We start from the raw sequence: 25,345 nt of genomic DNA on the forward strand, positions 1-25,345 counted from the left end.
AGGGTCATGCCCGCCATCCAGTACGCCAGGGCACAGAGGGAGGTAAGCAGCAGATAGATGAACCAGAGTGCCTTGGCTGTCTCGGCGATGCGCGGGGTGACCTTGTTGTCCTTGACCGGCCCCGGAATTTCGGCGCGATAGAGCTGCATGCCACCGATGCCGAGCAGCGGCAGTATGGCCACCGCCAGCACGATGATCCCCATGCCCCCCAGCCACTGCAGCAGCTGACGATAGAACAGAAACGCCTTGGGCAGGTTGTCCAGCCCGGTCAGCACGGTCGCCCCGGTGGTGGTCAGGCCGGAGAACGACTCGAAGAAGGCCTCGGATACCGTCATGCCGGGCACCTCTCCCAGCAGGAATGGCAAGGCCCCCACGCTGCCCAGCACCACCCAGAACAGCACGACGATGAGGAAGCCTTCCTTGGATCTGAGATCTTTCTTCTGATGGCGGTTGGGAAACCAGAGCGCGGCGCCGAGCAGCAGGGCGATGAAGAAGGAGTTGACGAACTCGGCACCACCGCCATCACGATAGCCAAAGGCGACCAGCGCGGGCAGCAACATGGTCGAACTGAACAGCGCGACCAGCAGGCCAACGATACGAATGATGCTCAGAATCTGCATTCCGGCTCCCTCTTCAGACTAAAAGAGCGATGGATTCTAGCCATCTAAGGGACGAAGAGATACCCGACCCTGGGTTCGGTCGGTCAATTCCTGTGCGATTCTGCTCCAAACAGCGGCTTCCCACGCCACCTGCAGGGTGACGCTGGCGCCGTAGTCGGCCGCCAGCAACTGACCCTGATGCGCCTGGATCAGCGCCTCCACCGCCCCCATGTCGGTATAGTCGCACTGGATGAGGGAGGCAGTCTGCTGGCGCTTGATACGGGTTTCGAGCTGCTTGAGGGCCGCGCCTACGCCACCGCCATAGGCCTTGACCAGGCCGCCGGTACCCAGCAGTACCCCACCGTAATAGCGCACCACCACGGCGGCGATCTCCCCGAGACCGGCCCCCATCAGCTGGGCCAGCATGGGCTTGCCGGCGGTGCCCGAGGGCTCGCCGTCATCGCTGAAACCGTACACCTGACTGTCCTGCGGGGCACCGGCGACAAAGGCCCAGCAGTGATGCCGGGCCCCGGGATGTTGCTGTTTTATCTCGCCGATCCAGGCTTTGGCAGCCTCTACGGTCGGCGTGTGGGCAATATAAGTGATGAAGCGGCTCTTCTTGATCTCCTCACTCACCTCCAGCGGTGCGGCCGGTATGGAATAGTCTGCCGCCATCAGAGCCCTGCTTGTCTGGTCAGGTTTTCCACCCCGTTGGCGTGCAGCACCACGTTGTCTTCGATACGGATACCGCCATAGGGGCGCAGCGCCTCGACCTTGTTCCAGTTGACCCGCTTGCCCTGTTCACCGAGGCGCAGCGGCTCCAGCAGGCTGTCGATGAAGTAGAGACCCGGCTCGATGGTGAACACCTGGCCCACTTCCATCACCCGGGTGCAGCGCAGATAGGGGAACTGTTCGGGGGCCGAAAGGTGGGTCCCGCGTTCATCCTGCATGAAGCCGCCGGCATCGTGTACCTGCAGGCCGAGGAAATGGCCGAGACCGTGGGGGAAGAAGACGTTGGTCACCCCGGTATGGATCATCTCGTCCACTGACATGTCCACCAGTTCGGTGGCTTGCAGCAGGCGCGCCAGTCGGTGGTGCATCTGCAGATGCAGCTCGCTGTAACGGCGACCCGGCTTGATCTCCTCGATGATCTCCTGCTGCTGGGCATCCAGCGCCGCAATCAAATCGGCAAACTCACCGCGGCGCCAGGCCCAGGTCCGGGTGATGTCGGAGGCATAACCGTGCACATCCACACCGGCGTCGATGAGGAAGGAGTACCGCTCTGCATCGGGCACCCGCTGGGTGGAGAGGTGGGTGTAGTGCAGGATGGCCGCATTGCGGTTGATGGCGACGATATTGCCGTAGGGCGCCTCATTGGCCCCCTGCCCGACCGCCTTCATGTAGGCCAGGTTGATCTCGAACTCGCTCGCCCCCGCCATGAAGGAGTCCTTGGCCGCAATGTGGCCGCGTACCCCGATGCGGTTGGCATCGCGCAGGCATTCCAGCTCATAGGCCGTCTTGTAGGCGCGATGATAATGCAGATAGTTGAGCACCGCCTCCGGATTGGGCTGGCCCAGCCCCAGCAGCTCGGCCACCTCCAGGTGGCCGCCCAGATAGGCCCACTCCTGCTTGTTGGCCGGCAGGTGATCCGCCACCTGCTCCGGTCGAGTCAGGAAACGGATATCGAAGAATTCGACCCAGAAGGCGTTAGGCAGCTCCGCCACCTTGTGCCAGAAATCCACCGGCCGGTAGAACAGCAGCACCGGCTTGTTCACGCCATCCACCAGCAACCAGCAGTGGGGATTGTCCAGCACCGGCAACCAGGCCTTGAACTGGGGGTTCACCTTGAAGGGGTAATCCTGATCATCGAGGAAGATGCGGTGGGTCTGGCCGGAGTGGATGGCCAGACCGCTCAGTCCCTGCTGTTGCAGTATGTCGCGGGTGCGTTGCTGCAAGGTGTCGAGGTGCTGGGCAAAAAGTTGGCTGTAGCTGCTCATGGCGTCCTGCTCCGGGAGAAATGTGGTTTCAGCATAACATCAAGCGAATCAAGGCTCGAACCGTCAAGCAATCGCTTCGTGAGGTAACGCATACGTTACAAGGCTTTTGTTATGAAACAAAAACCAACCATTAACAAATAAAAAACAATTCAATACACTGCCGGTAGATACATGCAGTCAGGGACTACTCATGCACAACCTTTGCCTGTGGCAACCGGATCAGGAGCGGATTCAGCAATCCAACCTCCAGCACTTCATGGCCGAGGTCAACCGCTTCCACGGCCTGCAGCTGCACAGCTACGCCCAGCTCTACCAGTGGTCGGTGGAGAAGACAACCCGTTTCTGGCCGCTGGTGTGGCAGCACTGCGGCGTCAAGGGCGAGCTCGGCAACATAGTGGCGGAGAACCGCCAGGAGATGCAGCGTACCCGCTGGTTCCCGGACAGCCGACTCAACTTCGCCGAAAACCTGTTGCGCCGCCAGGATGACACGCCGGCCATCATCTCCCGCATCGAGGGTAGCCCCAGCCACACCTTGAGCTGGCGCGAGCTGGCGGATCAGGTGTCCAGGCTGGCCCAGTGGCTGCGTGGCCAGGGCATCGGCCGGGGCGACGTAGTGGCAGCCTACCTGCCCAATATCCCGGAAACCGTGGTGGCCATGCTGGCGACCACCAGCCTGGGGGCGATCTGGACCTCCACCAGCCCCGATTTCGGCGAAGCCAGCGTGGTGGAGCGCTTCGGCCAGACCCGGCCGCGGGTGCTGTTTGCGGTGGATGGCTATCGCTACAACGGCAAGGCCATCGACATTCAGGACAAAGTGGCGGGGGTCGTCGGCCAGATCGACAACATAGAGCAGACAGTCATGATCCCCCTGCTGGGCCACCCCCTGCAGCTTGGCCACGACTGGCGCCAGATCCTGGCCAGCCAGCCGGATGCCAGCCTGCAGTTCGAGCCCATGGCCTTCAATGACCCGCTCTACATCCTCTATTCGTCCGGCACCACCGGCAAGCCCAAGTGCATCGTGCACGGCATCGGCGGCACCCTGCTGCAACATCTGAAAGAACACCAGCTGCACTGCGACATCAAGCCGGGGGAGCGCATCTTCTACTTCACCACCTGCGGCTGGATGATGTGGAACTGGCTGGTGAGCACGCTCGCCTCCGGCGCCACCCTGGTGCTCTACGACGGCTCCCCCTTCTACCCGGACGGCAACGTGTTGTGGGATCTCGCCCGCGACGAAGAGGTCGCCCTGTTCGGCACCTCGGCCAAATACCTGGATGCGCTGCACAAGCAGGGCTATGCCCCCATCAAGACTCACCAGCTGCCGCAGTTGCAGCTGATCTGCAGCACCGGCTCCGTGCTGTCGCCGGAGGGGTTCGACTACGTCTATCAGCAGATCAAGCGGGATGTGCAACTCAGCTCCATCTCCGGCGGCACCGACATCTGCTCCTGCTTCGTCATCGGCAACCCCATCAGCCCCGTCTACCGCGGCGAGAGCCAGGGACGCGGCCTCGGCCTCGCGGTACAGGTATTCAACGAAGCAGGCCAGCCGGTGCAGGGGGAAAAAGGCGAGCTGGTCTGTACCAAACCCTTCCCGGCCCAGCCCATCGGCTTTTGGGGGGACGACAGCGGCGACAAGTACCACGCCGCCTATTTCGAACGGTTCGACAACATCTGGTGCCATGGCGACTGGATCGAGCTGACCCCGACCGGCGGCATCCTGTTCTACGGCCGCTCCGACGCCACCCTCAACCCGGGCGGCGTGCGCATCGGCACCAGCGAGATCTACCGCTACGTCGAGCAGCTGGAGGAAGTAGAAGAGAGCATCGTCATCGGCCAGCAGTGGCAACAGGATGAGCGGGTGGTGCTGTTCGTCAAGCTCAAGCCAGGCCTCATGCTGGACGAAGCGCTGCGCGAGCGCATCCGCCAGCAGGTGCGCCAGCACTGCACCGCCCGTCACGTGCCGGCCCGCATCCTGCAGGTGGACGCCATTCCGCGCACCAAGTCCGGCAAAATCGTGGAGCTGGCGGTGCGGGAAGTGGTGCACAACCGGCCCGTCAACAACACCCACGCCCTCGCCGATCCCGAGGTACTGAGCCAATATCGCGACCGGCCCGAGCTGGCCAGCTGAGGCCACACAAGGTTAATAAAGGCGTCATCAGACGCCTTTATTTTGGTTGTTAATCTGAGGCGAGCTTTTACTCGAGATCTGTTAAACGAATGTTTTAAATAGGTGTTGAAATTGTCTTCTTTTGGATCAATAGTGAGCCTCGCCCCCTGCTGGGGATAAAGGAGCACCACCCCCCACCATGTGGGAACAAGGAGACACTCTCATGATCTACCAAGGCGAAACCCTGACGGTCAGCTACCTCGAAGACGGCATTGCCGAGCTGAGGTTCGATGCTCCGGGTTCAGTCAACAAGCTGGATCGCGCTACCCTGCTCTCCCTGAGCGAAGCGATCGCCGCATTACAACAAGAACGTGAACTAAAAGGTCTGATCCTCACCTCCGGCAAAGACGCCTTCATCGTCGGCGCCGACATTACCGAATTCCTGGAACTGTTCGATCTGCCGCAGGCTGATCTGCTCGGCTGGCTGAAAAAGGCCAACGACATCTTCAGCGCCATCGAAGATCTGCCGGTACCCACCCTCTGTGCCATCAAGGGTCACGCCCTGGGCGGCGGCTGCGAGACCATTCTCTCCACCGACTTCCGACTGGCTGACACCAGCGCCAAAATCGGCCTGCCCGAGACCAAGCTCGGCATCATGCCCGGCTTTGGCGGCACCGTCCGTCTGCCGCGGGTGATCGGCGCCGACAACGCGCTGGAGTGGATCACCACCGGCAAGGATTACCGTGCCGATGATGCCCTCAAGGTGGGTGCCATCGACGCCGTGGTCGCCCCAGAGGTGCTGCAGAGCGCTGCAGTGCAGATGATCAAGGACGCGATCAAAGGCAAGCTGGACTGGCAGGGCCGCCGCGCCGCCAAGAAGGCCCCGCTGCGCCTCTCCAAACTGGAAGCCATGATGAGCTTCACCACCGCCGCTGGCATGGTTGCCGCCGTGGCGGGCAAACACTATCCGGCGCCGATGACGGCGGTAAAAACCGTCGAAGCCGCTGCCGGCATGGGTCGTGACGAGGCGCTGGCCGTCGAGGCACAAGGCTTTATCAAGCTGGCCAAGACCGATGTCGCCAAGGCGCTGGTCGGTATCTTCCTCAACGATCAGCACATCAAGGCGCTGGCCAAGAAGGCTGCCAAGCAGGCAGCTAAGGCCACTAGCCACGCCGCCGTACTGGGTGCCGGCATCATGGGGGGCGGCATCGCCTACCAATCCGCCAGCAAGGGTATCCCGGCGGTGATGAAGGATATCAACGAGAAGGCGCTGGCGCTTGGCATGAATGAGGCCACCAAGCTGCTCAACGGCCAGCTCGAAAAGGGCCGCATCGACGGCATCAAGATGGGCCAGGTGCTCTCCGCCATCACCCCGACCCTCAGCTATGACAACGTCAAGCATGTGGACGTAGTGGTCGAAGCCGTGGTCGAGAACCCGAAAGTGAAGGCCGCCGTGCTGGGCGAAGTGGAAGGGATCATTGGCGAAGACGCCGTGCTCGCCAGCAACACCTCCACCATCCCCATCTCCCTGCTGGCCAAGGGACTGAAGCGCCCGCAGAACTTCTGCGGCATGCACTTCTTCAACCCGGTGCACCGCATGCCGCTGGTGGAGATCATCCGCGGCGAGCAGACCTCCGATGAAACCATCAACCGCGTGGTGGCCTACGCCGCCGCCATGGGCAAGTCCCCTGTAGTGGTCAACGACTGCCCGGGCTTCTTCGTCAACCGGGTGCTGTTCCCCTACTTCTTCGGCTTCAACAAGCTGGTTGCCGATGGCGCCGACTTCGCCGCCGTCGACAAGGTGATGGAGAAGGAGTTTGGCTGGCCGATGGGCCCCGCCTACCTGCTGGACGTGGTCGGCATCGACACCGGTCACCACGCCGGTGACGTGATGGCGCAGGGCTTCCCGGCACGCATGAGCAAGGAAGGCCGTACCGCCATCGACGTGATGTACGAAGTGAGCCGCTTCGGTCAGAAGAACGGCAAGGGCTTCTACGCCTACGAGCAGGACAAGAAGGGCAAGCCGAAGAAGGTGGCCGACGCCGCCAGCTACGAGCTGCTGGCCCCCATCGCCAAGCCGAAACAGGATTTCGACAAGGACGCCATCATCGCCCGCATGATGATCCCGATGATCAACGAGGTGGTGCTCTGTCTGGAAGAGGGCATAGTCGCCACGCCAGCCGAAGCCGACATCGCGCTGGTCTACGGTCTGGGCTTCCCTCCCTTCCGCGGCGGCGTGTTCCGCTATCTGGACACGATTGGTCTGGATCGCTACGTGGCTATGGCCGACCAGTATGCCGACTTGGGTCCGCTCTACCGCGTCAGCGACAAGCTGCGTGAGATGGCCGCCCAGGGCAAAACCTTTTACTGATTGCGGAAAGGAGATCCATTCATGAAAGACGTAGTCATTGTCGACTGTATCCGGACCCCGATGGGCCGGTCCAAGGGCGGCGCCTTCCGCAACGTGCGTGCAGAAGACTTGTCCGCGCACCTGATGAAATCCATCCTGCTGCGCAACCCCAACCTCGACCCGAACGAGATCGAGGATATCTACTGGGGCTGCGTGCAGCAGACCCTGGAGCAGGGCTTCAACATCGCCCGCAACGCCGCGCTGCTGGCCGGCATTCCGAAGCAGGTGGGGGCGGTCACCGTCAACCGCCTGTGCGGCTCCAGCATGCAGGCGCTGCACGACGCCTCCCGCGCCATCCAGGTGGGTGATGGGGATATCTTCATCATCGGCGGCGTCGAGCACATGGGTCACGTGCCGATGAGCCACGGGGTAGACTTCCACCCCGGCATGGCCAAATCGGTGGCAAAAGCCTCCGGCATGATGGGACTGACCGCCGAGATGCTCGGCAAGCTGCATGGCATCAGTCGTCAGCAGCAGGACGAGTTTGCCGCCCGCTCCCATCGCCGCGCTCACGCCGCCACCGTGGAAGGGCGTTTCGCCAAGGAGATCGTCGGGCTGGAAGGCCATGACGCCAGCGGCGCCCGCTTCTTCTACGACTATGACGAGGTGATCCGCCCGGAGACCACGGTGGAAACCCTGAGCCAGCTGCGCCCGGTGTTCGACCCGGTCAACGGCACCGTCACCGCCGGCACCTCCTCGGCGCTGTCCGATGGCGCCGCCGCCATGCTGGTGATGAGTGCGGATCGCGCCAAGGCGCTCGGTCTCACCCCGCGCGCCCGGGTGCGCGCCATGGCCGTCGCCGGCTGCGATGCCGCCATCATGGGTTACGGCCCGGTGCCGGCCACCCAGAAGGCGCTCAAGCGGGCCGGCCTGACCATCGGCGACATCGATCTGTTCGAACTGAACGAGGCGTTTGCCGCCCAGTCCCTGCCCTGCGTGAAGGATCTGGGTCTGCAAGACGTGGTGGATGAGAAGGTGAACCTGAACGGCGGCGCCATCGCCCTGGGTCACCCGCTCGGCTGCTCCGGCGCCCGCATCTCCACCACCCTGCTCAACCTGATGGAAGAGAAGGACGCCACCCTGGGGGTTGCCACCATGTGCATCGGCCTGGGTCAGGGCATCGCCACCGTGTTCGAACGAGTGTAAATAGCGCCCTGGCCGGTTCGCCGGCCGGGGGCTGGATTGACAGAGAGGAGCCCGTTCCTGCTTCCCGGCGAAGCGGGCTCCTGTCACCGGTTTTGGGGTCGATCTGCCCGGCCCGTCATCGAGTCTGTGGAGTGCGCCACACGGGGTGCACTTCTGCCGTCGGAATCTGCGTATTGGCCGGCCCGTTTGGGTCGGCCTTTTTTATTTGCACGGCAGGATATGGGAGGATATTGCCCATAACCTCACATTAGATGGGGGGCTTGCTTGCTTTTTGCGCCCCTGACAGGTTCAATCTGCACAAAAAAATGGGTGGATGCACATACATATGTCAACGAGCAAACAACTGCTGATCGTCGACGACGACCAAGAGATCCGCGAACTGCTCAACGAATACCTGACCAGGGCCGGCTTCGAGGTATTGACCGCAGCGGAGGGCAACGAGATGCGCAAGCAGCTCGCCCAGCACAACCCGGACCTCATCATTCTCGATATCATGATGCCGGGCGATGACGGTTTTACTCTCTGCCAGCAGATCCGTCGCGACTCCCAGGTGCCCATCATCATGCTGACCGCCGCCTCCGACGAAGCAGACCGGGTGATCGGCCTCGAACTCGGTGCCGATGACTACATCGCCAAGCCGTTCAGCCCGCGCGAGCTGCAGGCCCGCATCAAGGCGCTGCTGCGCCGCGCCGAATTCCGCCAGCCGGAGAAAGAGAAAGAGCCGAGCCGCCGGCTGCGCTTCGCCGAGTGGACCCTGGATACCCTGAGCCACCAGCTGACCCACGAGGACGGCAGCCTGCTGGACCTCTCCGGCAGCGATGCCCTGCTGCTCGGCATGTTCCTGCAGCAGCCCGGCGTGGTGCTGGACCGGGATACCATCTCTGACGCCACCCGCGGTCGCGAGAGCCTGCCGATGGAGCGCGGCATCGACGTGCAGATCAGCCGCTTGCGCCAGAAGCTGGGTGACAACGGCAAGAGCCCGCGCATCATCAAGACCATTCGCGGCAGCGGCTACATGCTGATCGCCGAGGTGCACGAGATCCCATGAGAGCCAGCAAGGTAGCGACGGCATGCTGATCGACACAAGGCGAGAGATCCCATGAATACCAGATGGTTCTGGCGGGCGCTGGTGCCCCGTTCCCTGCTGTCGCGGATGCTGCTGCTGTTGCTGCTGGCGATCCTGCTCTCCCAGACCATCCTCACCGGCATCTGGATGCAGCAGATCCAGAAGCGGGAACTGGAAGGCATGCTCAGCACCACCCGCAACCTGGCGCTGTCGGCAGCCTCCACCGTCAACTTCTTCAAATCCTTGCCGCTGCAGTATCGCCACATCGCGCTGGACCAGCTGCGCAACATGGGTGGCAGCCGCTTCTTCGTGTCGCTGAACGAAGAGGAGATCCACATCAGCGCCATCCCCGACAGCGAGCGCAAGACGCTGGTGCTCAAAGAGGTACAGGGGGTACTGACCCGCAAACTCTCCGACGCCATGGCGATCAAGGTGGATTTCTCCCGCCCCGAAGAGCTGCACGTCTTCAACAACGACACCCTGCTGGCGGATCTGCCCTCCTCCTGGGCCCGCTACACCCTGTCGCTGGAGCCGATCAATCCACCTGTGCTGGTAACCCAGATCGAGATAGAGCCGGGCGAGTGGCTCTATCTGGCAGCCCTGCTGCCGGCCCCCTACATGACGCTCGACGATACCGTGATGCCGAGCAACCAGGTGCGCTTCATCGCCCTGATGACGGTGTTCCTCTGCTTCTTCACCTTCCTGCTGGTGCGCTGGCAGACCCGGCCGCTGCGCCGGCTGGCCAAGGCGGCGGTCAACCTCGGCAAAGACATCGACCAGCCCTCCCTGAAAGAGGAGGGGGCCTCCGAGATCGTGGCGGCCACCCGCGCCTTCAACATCATGCAGCACCGCATCCGCCGTTATATCGACGATAGAGAGCGGCTGTTCAGCTCGATTTCCCACGACCTCAAGACCCCCATCACCCGGCTGCGGCTGCGGGTCGAGCTGCTCGACGACGAGCAGCAGATCGCCAAGTTCAACAAGGACCTGGACGAGCTGGAGCTGATGGTGAAGGGGGCGCTGCAGACGGTGAAAGACACCGACATCCACGAGAACATCGAGCAGCTCGACATCGACGCCATGCTGGAGCAGATGGCGGAAGCCATGAACCTGCACGACGAGCGGCTGACCATCGAAGGCCACTGCAAGCAGCCCTACCGCGGCAAGCCGCTGGCCCTCAAGCGCTGCATCGGCAACCTGGTAGACAACGGCATCAAGTACGGCCAACGGGTACGCATCATCATCATGGACGACGAGGAGATGCTGATCCTGTTCATCATGGACGAGGGTCCCGGCCTGCCGGAGGATCAGTTCGAACGCATCTTCGAGCCCTACTATCGGCTCAGCACGGATCTGGCCGGTACCGGTCTGGGTCTGGGCATTGCCCGCAACATAGCCCACGCCCACGGCGGCGATCTGGTGCTGGAAAATCGTCCGCAGGGCGGCCTGCAGGCTACCCTCTCCCTACCAAGGCAGTAACCTTATGAAGTGGTTGTCTTTTTCTGTCATCGCCCTGCTCTCAGCCCCCGTTGTCGCCTCTCAGGTAGAGGTACTGCACTGGTGGACATCCGGCGGCGAGGCCAAGGCGGTGGAAGTGCTCAAGTCCGAGTGGACCGAGCAGGGCAACCAGTGGAACGACTTCGCGGTGCAGGGCGGCGGCGGCAAGAGCGCCATGACAGTGCTGAAAAGCCGGGCACTGGCGGCCAATCCGCCGGAGGCGGCCCACCTCAAGGGGTTCGAGTTGCGGGAGTGGGCCGGACTCGGCTTCCTGCGCGATCTCACCCCCATGGCCGAACACCTCGGCTGGTATCCCCAGCTGCCGCCCATGGTGCGGGAGACCCTCAGCCAAAATGGCGCTCTGATGGCGGTACCGACCGGCATCCACCGGGTCAACTGGCTGTGGCTCAACCGCAAGATCTTCGAGCGCAACAAGCTGACGCCGCCCACCAGCTGGGCCCAGTTCGTGACCGTGGCCGATCGGCTCAAGCAGCAAGGGATCACCCCGCTTGCCATCGGCAACGAACCCTGGCAGCTGGCGGTGCTGTTCGAAACGGTGGCGCTCGGCGAAGGGGGCAAGGCGTTCTACCGCAAAGCCTTCGTGGAACAGGACAGTGCCACCCTGACCGGCCCCGACATGGTGCGGGTACTGACCCGCTTTCAGCAGCTGCGCGGCTATGTGCCGGAGAAATACGCAGGCCTGAAGTGGCACCAGGCCACCAACCTGCTGGAGAGCGGCGGCGCCGCCATGCAGATCATGGGGGACTGGGTGAAGGGCGAACTGAGCGCCGGCAACTACCGACCCGGCGAGGATATCGAGTGCCTGCCGAGCCCCGGCAGTGCCAACCTGTTCAGCTACAACCTCGACTCCATCGCCATGTTCAAGCAGCGGGATCCCGCCCAGCTGCAGGCCCAGGGCGAGCTGGCCCAGCTGCTGATGACGCCGCGCTTCCAGCAGGAGTTCAACCGGGTGAAGGGCTCGATCCCGGCACTGACCAAGCCGGACATGAGCAAGTTCGACCGCTGCGCCATCCGTTCCTATCAGGATTTTCTGCTGGCGGAGCGGGAGGGCAACCTGCTGCCCAGCATGGCGGAGGGGATGGCGACGCCGACCAACATGCGCCAGGCGATCATGGATGTACTGAGCAACTTCTTCAACGACCCCAGAGCCAACCCGCAGCAGACTGCGCTGCATCTGGAGCGGGCCATGCGCTCGACCCGCTGACGCTTTTCGCGGCGGCCAGAAACGACAAAGGCGGATGAGATATCCGCCTTTGTCGTTATGAAAGTATTGGGGTCAGGATTGATCGTTTTCGTCCTCATCCTCGTCGTAGTAATCGCTGAGCTCGATCCAGAGCCCCAGTCCGATCATCACCATGGAACCGAACCAGGTGCCGGTATTACCGATCGGGCTGCCCATCACTATCATGGCGAAAGACAAGAACCCCATGCCTGCGTAGGCTTGTAATCTGCCGTAGGAGACCTGCATATTCACACCTCCTTGTTGAATATGGTTCAATTTTTATATTACTCATACGGCGGGGAGTGGGTAGGCCCAGATAACACTTTGGTTACATATGCTGCCAGTTGCCAGAGTGATTTGATTATTTTTTCGCCGTGAGTATTATTGGCAGCTGATTTGGTTGAAGGTTGATTATTGATGAGTGCTTTATTCTGCGACGCAACGCACGAAATGAACTCAATCGGGCTTCGTTGTCCCGAACCCGTGACGATAGCGCGCAAGAAAGTGCGGCTGAAGGTTGATTATTAATGACTACTTTATTCTGCGATGCGACTCACGAGTTGGACGCAATCGGGCTTCGTTGCCCCGAGCCAGTGATGATGGTGCGTAAAAAAGTGCGGTTGATGGCTGACGGGGAGACCCTGCTGGTCAGTGCCGACGACCCCTCAACCACCCGCGACATCCCCAGTTTCTGCCGCTTCATGGATCACACTCTGGTCGCCAGCGAGACAGAGCAGGCCCCTTACCGCTATTTGATCCGTAAGGGTCAATGAGCCCCAACACCGGAGCAATCCATGCCAGCCATTACCCGAATCGGCACCACCCAGCGTTGGTCTGACGTGGTCATTCACAACGGCACCCTCTACGTGGTGGAAGTGCCCGCCACCGACACCGCCGATATTCACCAGCAGACCCGTGAAGTGCTGGCAAGCCTGCAGCGCCTGCTGGAAGCCAACGGCTCCGGCGTCGACAAGACCCTGATGGCCAACATTTATCTCAAGGACATTGCGGACATTACGGCCTTCAACGAGCAGTGGGATGCCTGGATCCCGGCTGGCACAGCGCCGGTCCGTGCCTGCGTACAGGCCCGCCTCGCCCACGAAGGCTACAAGGTCGAAGTGCAGCTCACTGCAGCCGTCTAAGCAAAACGGGATGCCTGGCTCCCCTGATGCCGACACAGCCCCTGTCCGCGCCTGCGTGCAGGCCCGCCTGGCCCACGAAGGCTACAAGGTGGAAGTGCAGCTGACCGCGGCAGTCTAAGAAGCAGTTATCCCCCTCATCCCCGCCCCTTCTCCCACAAGGGGAGAAGGGAGCAGAGAACAAGGCGCCACTGCCCGCAGCACTGGATAGCAAAAGGCCCCGCCATCGCTGGCGGGGCCTTTTTCATGGCTGCGAACCGGACCGCTTAGGCGATCGGGGTCAGGGTGATGGTCACCCGACGGTTCTGGGCCTTGCCTTCGGCGGTGCTGTTGGTGGCAACCGGCTGATCCGGGCCCACGCCGCTGGTGGAGATACGGCTGCCAGTCACACCCTGGCCGATCAACTGGGCGGCGACGGCATCGGCGCGCTGGGCAGAGAGCTTCATGTTCAGCTCGCGGGAGCCAGTGCTGTCGGTGTGACCAACCACGTTCAGGCGGGTCTTGTCGAACTCACCGACCACCATGGCCACGCCGGACAGGGTGTTGGCACCGGCCGCTTTCAGCTGGGCGCTGGAGCTGTCGAAGGTGACGTTGTTCGGCATGTTGAGGATCAGCTGGTCACCGTTGCGGGTCACGCTGACACCGGTGCCCTGCAGCTTCTCGCGCAGCTTGGCTTCCTGCACGTCCATGTAGTAGCCGATACCGCCACCCAAGGCGGCGCCGGCGGCCACGCCGGTCAGGATCCCCTTCTTGCGGTCACCCTTGCTGGAAGAGAGCGCGCCCACGGCAGCGCCAGTGGCCGCGCCAGCCAACGCGCCCCAGGCACCCTTGGAGGTCTGGGATTCGCCAGTGTAGGGGTTGGTGGTACAGCCGGTCAGGGCTACGAGCAGGGCAACGGCGGGAACAAGTGTCTTGAAATGCATGAAAAACCTCTAAAAAAACCGACTCAAATCCAAAGAGGGCGCATTCTACCCCAGAGCTGTGCCAAGGTGTGACGCTGTCGATGCAGATCCCCATCTGCCACGCATGGCTGCCGCTCGGGCAGAGGCATGCGCCCCGAACCTCGCTGACGTTTCACGGTCAGCGCGAACAACACATAGGCCCATGCCCCCCAGATGCGGGTTGCCGACCCGGTGACATTACCGCCAGAGTGGGGCTCCCCCACAACGGAGCCAGCCCATGTCTTCACTCGCCCATTCCGCCCTGCTCATCATCGACATGCAGGTCGGCCTGCTGCATGGCCCGGAGGCACCCCATGCCGGCCCACAGCTACTGGCCAACATCAACCGGCTTGCCGATGCCGCCCATAGTGCCGGCATCCCCGTACTGGCGGTACGCCACACGGGCCCGACCGGCAGTCCCATCGCTGCGGGCAGCCCCCTCTGGCAACTGGTGCCCGAGCTGGCCGTGACCGCTGCCGACCTTGTGTTCGACAAACAGCGACCAAGTGCCTTTCACGGCACAGCCCTCGATAGTTGGCTGAAGCAGCGCGGGGTACAAACCCTGCTCGTCACCGGCATGAAGACCCAGTACTGCATAGATACCACCTGCCGGGCGGCAGCGGATCTCGGTTATTCCGTGGTACTGGTCAGCGATGCCCACACCTGCATGGATACCCAGACACTTGCCGCAACCCAGATCATCGCTCACCACAACACCACCCTGGCCGGCCCCTTCGTCCAGCTGATGAGCAGCGACGAGGTGTGCGAGGCGCTGACTCACCCCCTTCAGCCCGGATAATCCTGGGCTCAAGATGCAAGAGGGAGGCATCAGCCTCCCTTCTCTTTTGCCTTGCGCCCGGTTTATTGGCGCGCAGGCCCCTGCTGGCACTCGGCGTGGCAGGGGCAGGTCACCAGATGATCGTTCACCATGCCCACCGCCTGCATGAAGGCGTAGCAGATGGTGCTGCCGACGAAGGTGAAGCCCAGCTTCTTGAGCGCCTTGGACATGGCATCCGACTCCGCTGAGGTCGCCGGAATGTCGCCGTTGCCCTGCCGCTGGTTGACGATGGGGGCGCCGCCCACGAAGCCCCACAGATAATCGACGAAGTCGATGCCTTCGGCCTCCAGCGCCAGATAGGCGCGGGCGTTTTTGATGATCGACTGTACCTTGAGCCGGTTGCGGATGATGCCGGTGTCCTGCATCAGCCGCGCCACATCCTGCTCGTCGAACTGCGCGATGCGCACCGGATCGAAGTCGGCATAGGCGCGATGGTAGCTCTCGGTGCGTTTCAGGATGGTGATCCACGACAGCCCCGCCTGCTGGCCGTCGAGGCAGAGCTTGGCAAACAGCTCACGCGAGTCATGGACCGGCCTTCCCCACTGTTTGTCATGGTATTCGATGTATTCCGGGTCTTTGGTCACCCAGGCGCAACGCAACTCCATTCCCTCTCTCCTGTCATTTCATCCAATCCCCGGGGTCGATGCCAACCCGGGCGTGGGAGTGCTGACAACCCCTCTCGCCCAGGCCCGACGCAGCGCCATCACATTAATCCGCTGTAATTTCGCCTATTATCCGACCATGCCAGACGGTATACTCCTTCGGTTCACATTCAGCAAATCTTGCTCTGATTTCATTTCGCGCGAAAAAAATTATGCAAAAATTCGATGTCAAAACCTTTCAGGGCCTGATCCTGCAGCTGCAGGACTATTGGTCCCGCCAGGGCTGTACCATCATTCAGCCGCTGGATATGGAAGTGGGTGCCGGTACTTCTCACCCCATGACCTGCCTGCGCGCCCTGGGCCCCGAGCCCATCGCCTGCGCCTACGTGCAACCGTCCCGCCGTCCGACTGACGGCCGCTACGGTGAAAACCCGAACCGCCTGCAGCACTACTACCAGTTCCAGGTGATCATCAAGCCTTCCCCCGACAACATTCAGGAACTCTATCTGGGCTCCCTGAAAGAGCTGGGTATGGATCCTGAAATCCACGACATCCGCTTCGTGGAAGACAACTGGGAAAACCCGACCCTGGGTGCCTGGGGTCTGGGTTGGGAAGTGTGGCTGAACGGCATGGAAGTGACCCAGTTCACCTACTTCCAGCAGGTTGGCGGCCTCGAGTGCAAGCCGGTCACCGGCGAGATCACCTACGGTCTCGAGCGTCTGGCCATGTACATTCAGGGCGTAGACAGCGTCTACGATCTGGTCTGGTCTGACGGCCCGCTGGGCAAGACCACCTACGGCGACGTGTTCCACCAGAACGAAGTGGAGCAATCCACCTATAACTTCGAACACGCCGATGTGGAGTTCCTGTTCCACTGCTTCGAGCAGTACGAGAAGGAAGCCCAGCACCTGCTGGCACTGGAAAAACCGCTGCCGCTGCCTGCCTACGAGCGCATCCTCAAAGCCGCTCACTCCTTCAACCTGCTGGATGCCCGCAAGGCCATCTCGGTCACCGAGCGTCAGCGCTACATCCTGCGCATTCGCACCCTGACCAAGGCCGTGGCCGAGGCATACTACGCCTCCCGCGAAGCGCTGGGCTTCCCGATGTGCCAGCGTAGCGACGACACGCGTGAGCGCAGTGAGAACAAGCAAGGTTAAGGAACGGACATGGCACAACATACATTTCTGGTAGAGATCGGTACTGCTGAGCTGCCGCCCAAAGCCCTGCGCTCCCTGGCCGAAGCCTTTGCCGACAACTTCAAAGCCGAACTGACCAAGGCCGACCTGGCCTTCGGCGACGTCGAGTGGTTTGCCTCACCGCGCCGTCTGGCGCTGAAGGTGAGCGAGCTGGCCGGCGAACAGCCGAGCAAGAGCGTCGAGAAGCGCGGCCCGGCCGTAGCGCAGGCGTTCGATGCCGAAGGCAAGCCGACCAAGGCAGCCGAAGGCTGGGCCCGTGGCAACGGCATCACCGTCGAGCAGGCCGAGCGTCTGGTCACCGACAAGGGCGAGTGGCTGGTTCACACCGCCAAGGTCGAAGGCCGTCCGGCCAAAGAGTTGCTGGGTGAGCTGGTTAGCCAGGCGCTGGCCAAGCTGCCGATCCCGAAGATGATGCGCTGGGGCGACAAGACCATCCAGTTCGTGCGTCCGGTGTTCACCGTGACCCTGCTGCTGGATGGGGAGCTGGTTCCCGCCCACATTCTGGGGATCGATTCTGCCCGCACCATTCGCGGCCACCGCTTTATGGGCGAGAGCGAGTTCACCATCGACAACGCCAGCCAGTACCCGCAGATCCTGCAGGAGCGCGGCATGGTGATTGCCGACTTTATGGCGCGCAAGGCCAAGATCAAGGCTGACGTCGAAGCGGCCGCAGCCGCCTTCGGTGGCGTAGCCGATCTGGACGACGCCCTGCTGGAAGAGGTCACCGCACTGGTCGAGTGGCCGGTGGTGCTGACCGCCAACTTCGAAGAGAAGTTCCTGGCCGTTCCGGCTGAGGCGCTGGTGCACACCATGAAGGGTGACCAGAAGTACTTCCCGGTCTACGACAAGAACGGCAAGCTGCTGCCGAAGTTCATCTTCGTCACCAACATCGAGTCCAAAGACCCGAGCCAGATCATCAGCGGCAACGAGAAAGTGGTTCGCCCCCGTCTCTCTGACGCCGAGTTCTTCTTCAAGACCGACCTCAAGCAGACTCTGGCCTCCCGCCTGCCGCGCCTTGAAACCGTGCTGTTCCAGCAGCAGCTGGGCACCGTCAAGGCCAAGGTCGAGCGTATCGAGACCGTCGCCGGCTTTATCGCCGAGCGTATCGGCGCCGACGTGGCTCAGGCCAAGCGTGCCGGTCTGCTCTCCAAGTGTGACCTGATGACCAACATGGTCGGCGAGTTCACCGACACCCAGGGTGTCATGGGGATGCACTACGCCCGTCACGATGGCGAAGACGAAGCGGTTGCCGTGGCCCTCAACGAGCAGTACATGCCGCGCTTTGCCGGCGATGCCCTGCCGTCCGGTCTGGTGGCCTGCGCCGTCGCGCTGGCCGACAAGTTCGACACTCTGGCCGGTATCTTCGGCATCGGCATGCTGCCGAAGGGTGACAAGGACCCGTTCGCCCTGCGTCGCGCCGCCATCGGTGCCCTGCGCATCATGACCGAGAAGCAGCTGGATCTGGATCTGGTTGAACTGGTTGAAGAAGCGGTACGCGTCTACGGCGACAAGCTGACCAACAAAACCGTCGTTACCGACGTGGTCGACTTTATGCTGGGCCGCTTCCGCGCCGCCTATCAGGACGAAGGCATCGGTGCCGACGTGGTGCTGGCCGTGCTGGCCCGCCGCCCGACCCGTCCGCTCGACTTCGATCGCCGCGTCAAGGCCGTCAGCCACTTCCGCACCCTGGATGCCGCACTGGCACTGGCTGCCGCCAACAAGCGCGTGAGCAACATTCTGGCCAAGGTCGAAGGCGAGTTGCCGACGGCCGTCAAACCGGAACTGCTGGTCGATGCCGCCGAGAAGGCGCTGGCCACCCAGGTTGCCGAACTGCAAGCCGAACTGGCCCCGCTGTTCGCCGCCGGTGACTATCAGGCCGCCCTCACCCGTCTGGCCGCCCTGCGCGAGCCGGTCGATACCTTCTTCAACGAGGTGATGGTGATGGCCGACGACGAGGCCCTCAAGGCCAACCGTCTGGCGCTGCTGAACAACCTGCGCAACCTGTTCCTGCAAGTGGCGGATATCTCCCTGCTGCAGTGATCCTGGTTGGGTAAGTGATATTAAAAACGGCGCCGTTAAGGCGCCGTTTATTTTATGGAAAACAGACTGAATTATTATGAAGACACAATTGGCTGATAATCTTGTGAGCTAAATGGCTTGAAACTTTCTGGCCATACACTCTTAAACTCACACAGGATTTTATATTGCTCTGGTGCGTCAGCATTAAATTTGATAGTTGTAATTTTGGGTAATGGTTTTCTTTCTGAATTCAAGATGTCTGTTAGCACCCAAATATCTTCGTTAAGATATTTAGGAAAATAACCAATTTTTCTTTCCCCATGAAATAATGCTACAGCCAAACTGTCATGGGAGTTAGTTCTTTCAAACTCATAATCAATTTTCTCTCCTGGGGTAAGCATCAATGATTCATCTTGCACTGGCTCCATATAACGATGCCCACTAACAAAAAAATTGAATGAGTAAATATCACTCCCATTTCTCTCTGGAGCTAGAATGACACGGAAATTATCAGTTGTCTTTGAACCACTTGTCACACCTAAAAAACGGAATAGATCGAAATCGTCACTATTCATATCTGTCCATTCAAGCATAGAGTGATATTCTGGTCTACGACTAGAAAGAATTCGATTACTTAAAAATGGGAAAATATCTTCTGAAAAATATGTTTTATCCTTACTTTGCATGCGAGGAAGACCAGAAAAATTCTTATGATTGGCACCCTTTGTGTAAGAAAGAATAAATAAGTTATCTTTGTGTTCTAACTTAGCAACAGGAATCCACATTCTTGATTGTGGCTGTGGGTCTTGCCAGATAACATATAAGCTACTCATATGTCCTCATTAATTCCTTTCGAACTGCTGGATTTAAACATTTCACAAAAGTTTTTTCTAGAGAAATTATATTATCTCTATTACATTTAAACATTTTGCTTGCAAACTGTTTTGATACATCATCCAACACCTCCTTTGGAATCAAATTCAAGATCTCATCAAATCTCTCACATGGGTAATTTTTAATTTTCTCTACCCATTTTAGCGCCGCGTTTGGTGTAAGTATACCAAAGAATTCAAAAGCGCTAAGAGTCTTTAATCTGTTATCTTTTAGGTAGAAATAAGACTTTGATTTCTTGACGTAGGTCTCAACTTTTTGACCTCGATCTTTAGACATGAGCCTCTGGCTCTTCTTCTCAATTGACTCATTTCTGCCTAAACTGGCAGCGTGGTCAAATGTAGGAGATAAATGATATGTACCATTTTTTGTAGTCAAGAACCCCCAGTTTTCACTATGTCTATCTTGGTTTGAAATTAATGCATCAAGCATCAGATACCCACAGAAAAAATCTGCAGCACTCTTTATTCCAGTTTGACTATTGAATTTTAAAGGTTTATTTCTGATGAGCCTGCGCATAATTAGATAAACGAGAAATATATTCTGCTTCTCTTCTGTTACTAGCGATTGCTGATCGTTATATTTTTTTAGAATTTCGTTCCCAAGGCTTAAGGACAGAGTCTTATCAACCACAATGTTTGGCGTTAAAACACCTCTTTCACCATTATATATTGCAAGTTCATAATCAGCACATGGTATGTCAATTGCCTTTGCTAACTCACAAGCAACCTTTTCAGCCCAATCTTCACCATATCGTTTTATTTCATGCCCATCTCTGTCGTAAGTTACAACAGATTTAAACAAAAACTCTCCACCTGACTCATCAGTGTACCAGAACTTAGATTTCGTACCGAGTTCTTCTATGTTAACTTTGTCAAAAGCTGATATATCATAGATCCTAAACATTGGAGATTGTCTGATTATTGTTTATGACTCACATGTAATCATTGGCACAATCATTTTTCAATAAATTTCATATCTAGATGCAGCTATGATGTATTCAAGAATCCTCTTGGTGGTTTATATGCTTGTTTTCCAATTACGTTTGGTTTCGCTCGGAAAACCACCACAGAACTAGCAGCTTAGATTGATATTTCACTGCTGAGAAGGTTGCCATGACCATAGCTCGTTCACGCCAGAGCAACCTCGCTGATACGTCCTATTGCCACCTGGTCAGCCGCAGCGTTCAGCCAGCCGAATTTCTACCTCTCTGTTGCATGGCAGAAACCGCAATCAAAGTCTCTCGTTCGTCCGATTACGCTGCGCTAATCGAACCTACAACGGCTTTGCCAACGCAGCGACAATCGCTTCCACGCTCTGGGTGACCGACAGGGTGGCGCTATCCAATACCAGACGCTCACTGTCCCAGGGTTGATAGTCGCGATCGATCACCGCCTGCCAATCCGGCAATGCCAGCCCCTCGATATCCGCCGTCCGATTTTCGACCCGCTCGCGGTGCAGCTTCGGATTGGAGCAGATCACCTCGACATCGAGACAGGGCACCCCGACCGAGAGGGCGATGTCGTGGTAAGCATCGCGGGTCAGCTGGATGGGATTAACGGAATCCGTGATGACGATCGAGCCAAGTACCAGGTTCTCTCGAGCCAACCCATAGGCAACGAAATAGCCGGCGGGCCCCATCTCGTTATCCGCCTGCTCAGCGGCACGAATGGCCTGCTCTATGGTATCGATGCGCAGGTAGACGGCGCCCAGTCGCCGGGCCAGGGCCCGTGCTATGGTGCTTTTCCCGCTGCCCGGCAAACCACTGAAGATGATCAGCATGTCCCATTCCCGTGATAAAAGAAGAACCCGAGCCATAGGGTATCGGATTGCCATCGTGCCCGCAGCGTCTTGTTCAGGGCTGCACGGGATATGCCCGCCAGTGGCTTCTCTTGCTCGACAGCCATCATCGAATACGCGCGAATATAAGCCTGCCTCTCTACCGATCATCCAAATTCATATGCAGGCTGGCTGATGGATAGCAATAACCAAAAAAGATATTTTTACGCCCCATTTCTTCTTGTTGTGACTCATCAATTAAGCTGTAGCTTTTACCAAGTCATACCTAAAAATAAACAACGCAGCATTAAAATGGCGTTGTTTTATATATCCAACCATCTTTCATATCACCGTGATGATGAAAAATGATGACATCCACATTCAAAAATAAACCATTGAAAATCAACGATTTATTTTCAAATAAAAATAGAGCATACAAACAATGCACTTGCAAAGCAATATATAAAATCAATATCAGACTTATCAGAATTAAATAGGCATGGCCTTTTCCACCTCCCCATTTTAATTTCCGCCATTCACCCAAAACACACAAATGGAGATGTGTAGAATGATAATGAAACAGAAGTTTATTGTGTTGGCCGCCTTGTCCACCCTGATGTTATCTACCAGTGCTTTGGCCACTTACCGGGTCGACGTGCAGTGTCTTGATCGGGTCATGTTGACCGATGTGCATGCCGGCTATATCAAATCGGCCAGTGGCGGCCCCGACGCCGGCAATGCGGTGGTGATTTCATGGGAAAAGAATTATGAGCAGGGCAGCACGAGCTTCCATGTCTTCAAGAACCTGAATGATTACCCCGGCAGGGGCATGTTCGAGATGGCCCTGCTGGCGCTGGATCGCGGCCTGCCGGTCAGTGCCTGGGGCAATGACTCCCAATGCTCCGGTGGGATTCATCAGTTGAAGATCACCCGCAGCTTCAACCCCTAATCCTGCCCGCGCACTGATTCGTGCGATAAAGGGAGTGAACACAAAGCCGGGCCCATCAGCTGCGCCCGGCTTTAACAACCCGCGCGACCGTCGCTTGCTTTGCGCTGCAACATGCGAAGCAGCATCGCCACCTATCTCACCTGTTCATGCCAACTCGGCCGGGACGATATCTCTGAGCCGGATAGGCAGCCCGCCGATTTGGGCATATCTTGTCGGGGCGGCTCTGCCAGGGTGACAGGGCCCCTTCACGAGGTGCAACGATGAAACGAGCAATCCAGGCCGCCCTGCTGGCCGTCACCATGGCCGCCGGTGCGCAGGCCGCCGACAAGATCACCACTGTCCCGGTGCAGTTTGCCAAGGGGGCCCACAGCGCCCAGCTCAAGGGCAGCTTCACCGGCTATGACACCATTCATTACACCCTGGTGGCCAAGGCGGGCCAGACCATGACGGTCAAGATCGGCGGCAGCAGCAACGCCAACTTCAATGTCTTCGCCCCCGGCGCCCAGCCCGGTCAGGCCGAGGCGATCGGTCGCAACGATGGCGATGGTCAGTGGCAAGGCGCCCTGCCCGCCTCCGGCAAGTACCTGATCCAGGTCTATCAGATGCGTGCCTCCGCCCGTCGCGGCGAGCAGGTGCCCCACACCCTGGCGGTCAGCATCCAGTAAACCCCACCCACACGATGCCCGTGCAACCACCGTCATGCCCCCATCCCGGGGTGGGCATGACGGCAACCTGCTGGTAGGGTGTTGCCATCAATTAATCAACGACCGAGACAGCCATGCAACGCAAAACCCTGGCCCTGCTGCTGGCCAGCCATCTGCTGGTGGGCGCAGCCGGCTTTGCGGCCGGCATCTATGCCCTGCCGATCCTGATAGCCCCAGCCGCCCCCGCCAACGAGCAGGTTGCCGCCCGGCAGGCTCAGGCCAGCTTTCACGGCACCTTTCGCCGGGATCTGCAAGACAGCGACCGGCTGCACTGGGGCGAAGGGCAGGTCAGCATCGGACCCGATGCCATCAGCCTGATGGGCAAGCTCGCGCCGGGCCCCGACTACCAGCTCTACCTGTCACCTGTCTTCGTCGAAACCGAGGCCGATTTTGCCCGCTTGAAGGAGAAGATGGTGAAAATCGGGCCGGTGAAGACCTTCGACAACTTTATCGTCCCCCTCCCTGCCGATGTGAACCCGGCCGACTACGACAGCGTGATCATCTGGTGCGAGACCTTCGGCCAGTTCATCACCGCCGCCCGCTACCGGCAGTAACTCCGCAACCGGGCTACCCACCATGTAATAACGGACACCCTGAGGTGTCCGTTATTGCATGCAGTTTCCTTGTAGGGAGCCAATTACTCGAGATAACCGGCCTCGACGCCGATATGGGCCAGGGCCGCCAGCTCCAGCGGGGTCAGCTGGCTGACGGAGTCGATCATGGTCGGCTCACCGCGCGCTGATTCGGGCAGCTGGAGGCGCACCTTCAGCTCGTCGGTCAGGCTGCCCACCAGGTTGCCCATGCGGGTCAGGCGGGAGACCAAGACGGCTTCCGGGCTGCTCTCGCTGTCGGCAAAGGTAGATACCTGCGCCACCGCGAAGTCGCAGACGGCCTTGGCTCGATCACCAAAATCCCCCTCCAGCTGTTGCAGCACCTGCCGCGCTGCACTGTCGTCAAGACGAGCCAGTTCCGTCTTCATGTGGCCGGTATCAAAGCGCAGTCTTGCCCCCGCATCGAGTCGATCCTCCGGCTTGCCGGCGGTCTGGTCTGCCCATGCCTGGTCGGTCTGACCGGCAAACTGCATCAGACCACCCAGCACCAACCGCTGGTTGGGACGCGCCGAGGCGAGACTGTCGAGTGCATTGCCCAGAGAAGCGCCATTGGCATCGCTGCCGCCCGCAAGAGAGAGTGCCAATGTACGCAGGATCTGCAGATCACCCCGGGTTTGCAGCTTGGCCATATGGGAGCCATTGATGGAGCCGTTGGCAATGTGCTGGTGCAAGGCATTGAGGTCATCACTGCTCAGGGTAACCTCGGTCGAAGCCTGATCCCGCAGCAGGTAGCTGGCCTGGTAGCTGATGAGCTCCAGCGCCTGCTTGTAACCGGTGATCTCGGTCTGGCGTGCCATGGCGACGGTGTCACGGACGGCAGGCTTGGCCTCCCCATGTGGAGCCGCCACAACCTCGGCATTGGTAGTGGCCGGCAGAGGTTCGCCGGCGACCTCGGCTTTGACCGCGCGCTGCAAGTCGGCCACTTCCACCATCACGGCGTGTAGCTGGCTTATCGCCTCCTGCAACAGTTCGGGAGTGGCGCTGGCGAGCAACTCCGTTACCTTGCCGCCCACCGTGCCCCACTGCTGGAGCTGGATACCGGCGATGGAACGTTCAAGCAACCCGGCCGCCAAGGTTTGGCTCTCCTGCCGCATGGAGCCATCCTTGATCCCGTTCAGTGAGGTTGCCAGCGAGCGCAGGGCGCCATTGCCGGTCGCCAGCCGGGCATGTTCCTGCCCCAGCTGCTGTGCATCTATGTTATTGAGCTCGCTCGCCTTATCGAGGCCACCCAGGGTAAAGGGCAGCGCCTTTTGCAGCAGCAGACGCTTTTGGTCGGCCAGGGAGAGGTTGTCTGCCGGCGGTGTGGAGCGGGCGGGCGCTGCGGGGCGAGCCCCCAGCAGATTGCCGATCCACTCTTTCAATGCCACAAACGGACGGGCCAACTGGGCTCCCAAACGGGACAGCAGCCCCTCTCCTTTTTGCGGTTCACTGCGGCTGCCCAGCTGAAGGGCATCCTGACTGGTGGCAACCTGACGAGCATCCAGCTGGCCGAACTTGCCAACCCCGGCCGCAGCATCACTGTGCTGGGCGACGGCCTGCAGGCCGCCAGTATGTGTTTGAATCTGCATGGTGTTTATCTTCTCGTGATGTTTCGGGCTCAGTCTAGGAGAG

The 25,345-nt window shown here is 59.7% G+C and carries 25 protein-coding genes (1 of these 25 running past the window's edge); 15 read left to right on the top strand and 10 right to left on the bottom strand.

Annotated elements, in window-relative coordinates; all coding sequences use genetic code 11:
* The 3 genes in view from R2E40_RS22280 to pepQ are tightly spaced (at most 36 nt apart) and all read right to left on the bottom strand, a layout consistent with a single transcriptional unit that may run on beyond the window.
* Nucleotides 1-620 carry the 5' portion of a TrkH family potassium uptake protein gene (locus R2E40_RS22280; RefSeq protein WP_318164403.1) on the bottom strand. The gene continues 838 nt to the left of window position 1, outside the view, so only the first 620 of its 1,458 coding nucleotides appear in the window; the start codon lies at nt 618-620; its stop codon lies beyond the left edge, outside the window.
* 36 nt (nt 621-656) lie between these two features.
* Nucleotides 657-1,274 carry a YigZ family protein gene (locus R2E40_RS22285; protein WP_024945461.1) on the bottom strand — a complete coding sequence of 206 codons (618 nt, stop codon included), beginning with the start codon at nt 1,272-1,274 and terminating at the stop codon, nt 657-659.
* Nucleotides 1,274-2,596, bottom strand: a complete 1,323-nt coding sequence (gene pepQ, locus R2E40_RS22290) for a Xaa-Pro dipeptidase (protein ID WP_318164404.1) — start codon at nt 2,594-2,596, stop codon at nt 1,274-1,276. Before pepQ ends, R2E40_RS22285 begins: the two co-directional genes overlap by 1 nt.
* 190 nt (nt 2,597-2,786) lie before the next feature.
* Between pepQ and R2E40_RS22295 the strand changes: the two genes are divergently transcribed.
* From R2E40_RS22295 to R2E40_RS22320, 6 genes are all read left to right on the top strand, one after another.
* The gene (locus R2E40_RS22295) at nt 2,787-4,724 is read left to right on the top strand and encodes an acetoacetate--CoA ligase (protein ID WP_318164405.1); all 1,938 of its coding nucleotides are present in this window, start codon (nt 2,787-2,789) and stop codon (nt 4,722-4,724) included.
* Between the two features lie 202 nt (nt 4,725-4,926).
* Nucleotides 4,927-7,074: a fatty acid oxidation complex subunit alpha FadB gene (gene fadB, locus R2E40_RS22300; RefSeq protein WP_318164406.1), complete on the top strand. Its 2,148-nt coding sequence runs from the start codon at nt 4,927-4,929 to the stop codon at nt 7,072-7,074.
* A gap of 21 nt (nt 7,075-7,095) precedes the next feature.
* The gene (fadA, locus tag R2E40_RS22305) at nt 7,096-8,259 is read left to right on the top strand and encodes an acetyl-CoA C-acyltransferase FadA (protein ID WP_016348993.1); all 1,164 of its coding nucleotides are present in this window, start codon (nt 7,096-7,098) and stop codon (nt 8,257-8,259) included.
* Between the two features lie 325 nt (nt 8,260-8,584).
* A complete protein-coding gene (locus R2E40_RS22310; RefSeq protein ID WP_016348992.1) occupies nt 8,585-9,307 on the top strand; it encodes a response regulator in 723 nt (240 codons plus the stop codon).
* 51 nt (nt 9,308-9,358) lie between these two features.
* Nucleotides 9,359-10,804 (top strand): ATP-binding protein, encoded by a 1,446-nt coding sequence (locus tag R2E40_RS22315; protein ID WP_016348991.1) that lies wholly within the window; start codon nt 9,359-9,361, stop codon nt 10,802-10,804.
* A 4-nt stretch (nt 10,805-10,808) separates the two neighbouring features.
* Nucleotides 10,809-12,047 (top strand): ABC transporter substrate-binding protein, encoded by a 1,239-nt coding sequence (locus R2E40_RS22320; RefSeq protein WP_318164407.1) that lies wholly within the window; start codon nt 10,809-10,811, stop codon nt 12,045-12,047.
* 72 nt (nt 12,048-12,119) lie between these two features.
* On the opposite strand, the gene R2E40_RS22325 is transcribed toward R2E40_RS22320, so the two are convergent.
* Nucleotides 12,120-12,311 (bottom strand): hypothetical protein, encoded by a 192-nt coding sequence (locus R2E40_RS22325; RefSeq protein WP_005307420.1) that lies wholly within the window; start codon nt 12,309-12,311, stop codon nt 12,120-12,122.
* 281 nt (nt 12,312-12,592) lie between these two features.
* Here R2E40_RS22325 and tusA point away from each other — a divergent pair, with 281 nt between their 5' ends.
* Genes tusA through R2E40_RS22340 form a run of 3 tightly spaced genes read left to right on the top strand, consistent with a single transcriptional unit; the run spans nt 12,593 to nt 13,325 of the window.
* The gene (tusA, locus tag R2E40_RS22330; RefSeq protein ID WP_274277369.1) at nt 12,593-12,838 is read left to right on the top strand and encodes a sulfurtransferase TusA; all 246 of its coding nucleotides are present in this window, start codon (nt 12,593-12,595) and stop codon (nt 12,836-12,838) included.
* A 21-nt stretch (nt 12,839-12,859) separates the two neighbouring features.
* Nucleotides 12,860-13,207, top strand: coding sequence for a RidA family protein (locus R2E40_RS22335; protein WP_318164408.1), 348 nt, complete (start codon nt 12,860-12,862; stop codon nt 13,205-13,207).
* Between the two features lie 10 nt (nt 13,208-13,217).
* Nucleotides 13,218-13,325: an endoribonuclease L-PSP gene (locus R2E40_RS22340; RefSeq protein ID WP_010672406.1), complete on the top strand. Its 108-nt coding sequence runs from the start codon at nt 13,218-13,220 to the stop codon at nt 13,323-13,325.
* Between the two features lie 145 nt (nt 13,326-13,470).
* Here R2E40_RS22340 and R2E40_RS22345 read toward each other — a convergent pair whose 3' ends face one another.
* Complete coding sequence (locus R2E40_RS22345) at nt 13,471-14,127, bottom strand: OmpA family lipoprotein (RefSeq protein ID WP_029305236.1); 657 nt, start codon at nt 14,125-14,127, stop codon at nt 13,471-13,473.
* 256 nt (nt 14,128-14,383) lie between these two features.
* Between R2E40_RS22345 and R2E40_RS22350 the strand changes: the two genes are divergently transcribed.
* On the top strand, nt 14,384-14,944 hold the full coding sequence (locus R2E40_RS22350) for a cysteine hydrolase family protein (protein WP_029302619.1): 561 nt from the start codon (nt 14,384-14,386) through the stop codon (nt 14,942-14,944).
* A 62-nt stretch (nt 14,945-15,006) separates the two neighbouring features.
* On the opposite strand, the gene R2E40_RS22355 is transcribed toward R2E40_RS22350, so the two are convergent.
* Nucleotides 15,007-15,588, bottom strand: coding sequence for a DNA-3-methyladenine glycosylase I (locus R2E40_RS22355; protein ID WP_318164409.1), 582 nt, complete (start codon nt 15,586-15,588; stop codon nt 15,007-15,009).
* 209 nt (nt 15,589-15,797) lie between these two features.
* Between R2E40_RS22355 and glyQ the strand changes: the two genes are divergently transcribed.
* Together glyQ and glyS are read left to right on the top strand one after the other, a co-directional pair.
* Nucleotides 15,798-16,742, top strand: a complete 945-nt coding sequence (gene glyQ, locus R2E40_RS22360) for a glycine--tRNA ligase subunit alpha (protein ID WP_075111873.1) — start codon at nt 15,798-15,800, stop codon at nt 16,740-16,742.
* Nucleotides 16,743-16,751: 9 nt separating this feature from the next.
* Nucleotides 16,752-18,821 (top strand): glycine--tRNA ligase subunit beta, encoded by a 2,070-nt coding sequence (gene glyS, locus R2E40_RS22365; RefSeq protein WP_040069876.1) that lies wholly within the window; start codon nt 16,752-16,754, stop codon nt 18,819-18,821.
* A gap of 74 nt (nt 18,822-18,895) precedes the next feature.
* Here glyS and R2E40_RS22370 read toward each other — a convergent pair whose 3' ends face one another.
* From R2E40_RS22370 to R2E40_RS22380, 3 genes are all read right to left on the bottom strand, one after another.
* Nucleotides 18,896-19,633: an HIRAN domain-containing protein gene (locus tag R2E40_RS22370; protein WP_158654916.1), complete on the bottom strand. Its 738-nt coding sequence runs from the start codon at nt 19,631-19,633 to the stop codon at nt 18,896-18,898.
* Complete coding sequence (locus R2E40_RS22375) at nt 19,626-20,597, bottom strand: HipA domain-containing protein (RefSeq protein WP_158654915.1); 972 nt, start codon at nt 20,595-20,597, stop codon at nt 19,626-19,628. Before R2E40_RS22375 ends, R2E40_RS22370 begins: the two co-directional genes overlap by 8 nt.
* Nucleotides 20,598-20,966: 369 nt before the next feature.
* Complete coding sequence (locus R2E40_RS22380) at nt 20,967-21,473, bottom strand: AAA family ATPase (RefSeq protein WP_318164410.1); 507 nt, start codon at nt 21,471-21,473, stop codon at nt 20,967-20,969.
* A 565-nt stretch (nt 21,474-22,038) separates the two neighbouring features.
* Between R2E40_RS22380 and R2E40_RS22385 the strand changes: the two genes are divergently transcribed.
* From R2E40_RS22385 to R2E40_RS22395, 3 genes are all read left to right on the top strand, one after another.
* Nucleotides 22,039-22,419 (top strand): hypothetical protein, encoded by a 381-nt coding sequence (locus R2E40_RS22385; RefSeq protein ID WP_318164411.1) that lies wholly within the window; start codon nt 22,039-22,041, stop codon nt 22,417-22,419.
* Nucleotides 22,420-22,679: 260 nt separating this feature from the next.
* Nucleotides 22,680-23,084 (top strand): PPC domain-containing protein, encoded by a 405-nt coding sequence (locus tag R2E40_RS22390; RefSeq protein ID WP_049045715.1) that lies wholly within the window; start codon nt 22,680-22,682, stop codon nt 23,082-23,084.
* A 113-nt stretch (nt 23,085-23,197) separates the two neighbouring features.
* Nucleotides 23,198-23,677, top strand: coding sequence for a DM13 domain-containing protein (locus R2E40_RS22395; RefSeq protein WP_318164412.1), 480 nt, complete (start codon nt 23,198-23,200; stop codon nt 23,675-23,677).
* Nucleotides 23,678-23,760: 83 nt separating this feature from the next.
* Here R2E40_RS22395 and R2E40_RS22400 read toward each other — a convergent pair whose 3' ends face one another.
* Nucleotides 23,761-25,302, bottom strand: a complete 1,542-nt coding sequence (locus tag R2E40_RS22400; RefSeq protein WP_318164413.1) for an ADP-ribosyltransferase — start codon at nt 25,300-25,302, stop codon at nt 23,761-23,763.
* Nucleotides 25,303-25,345 lie beyond the last annotated feature (43 nt).

The sequence above is a fragment of the Aeromonas sp. CD genome (assembly GCF_033349375.1).
GTDB lineage: Bacteria > Pseudomonadota > Gammaproteobacteria > Enterobacterales > Aeromonadaceae > Aeromonas > Aeromonas hydrophila.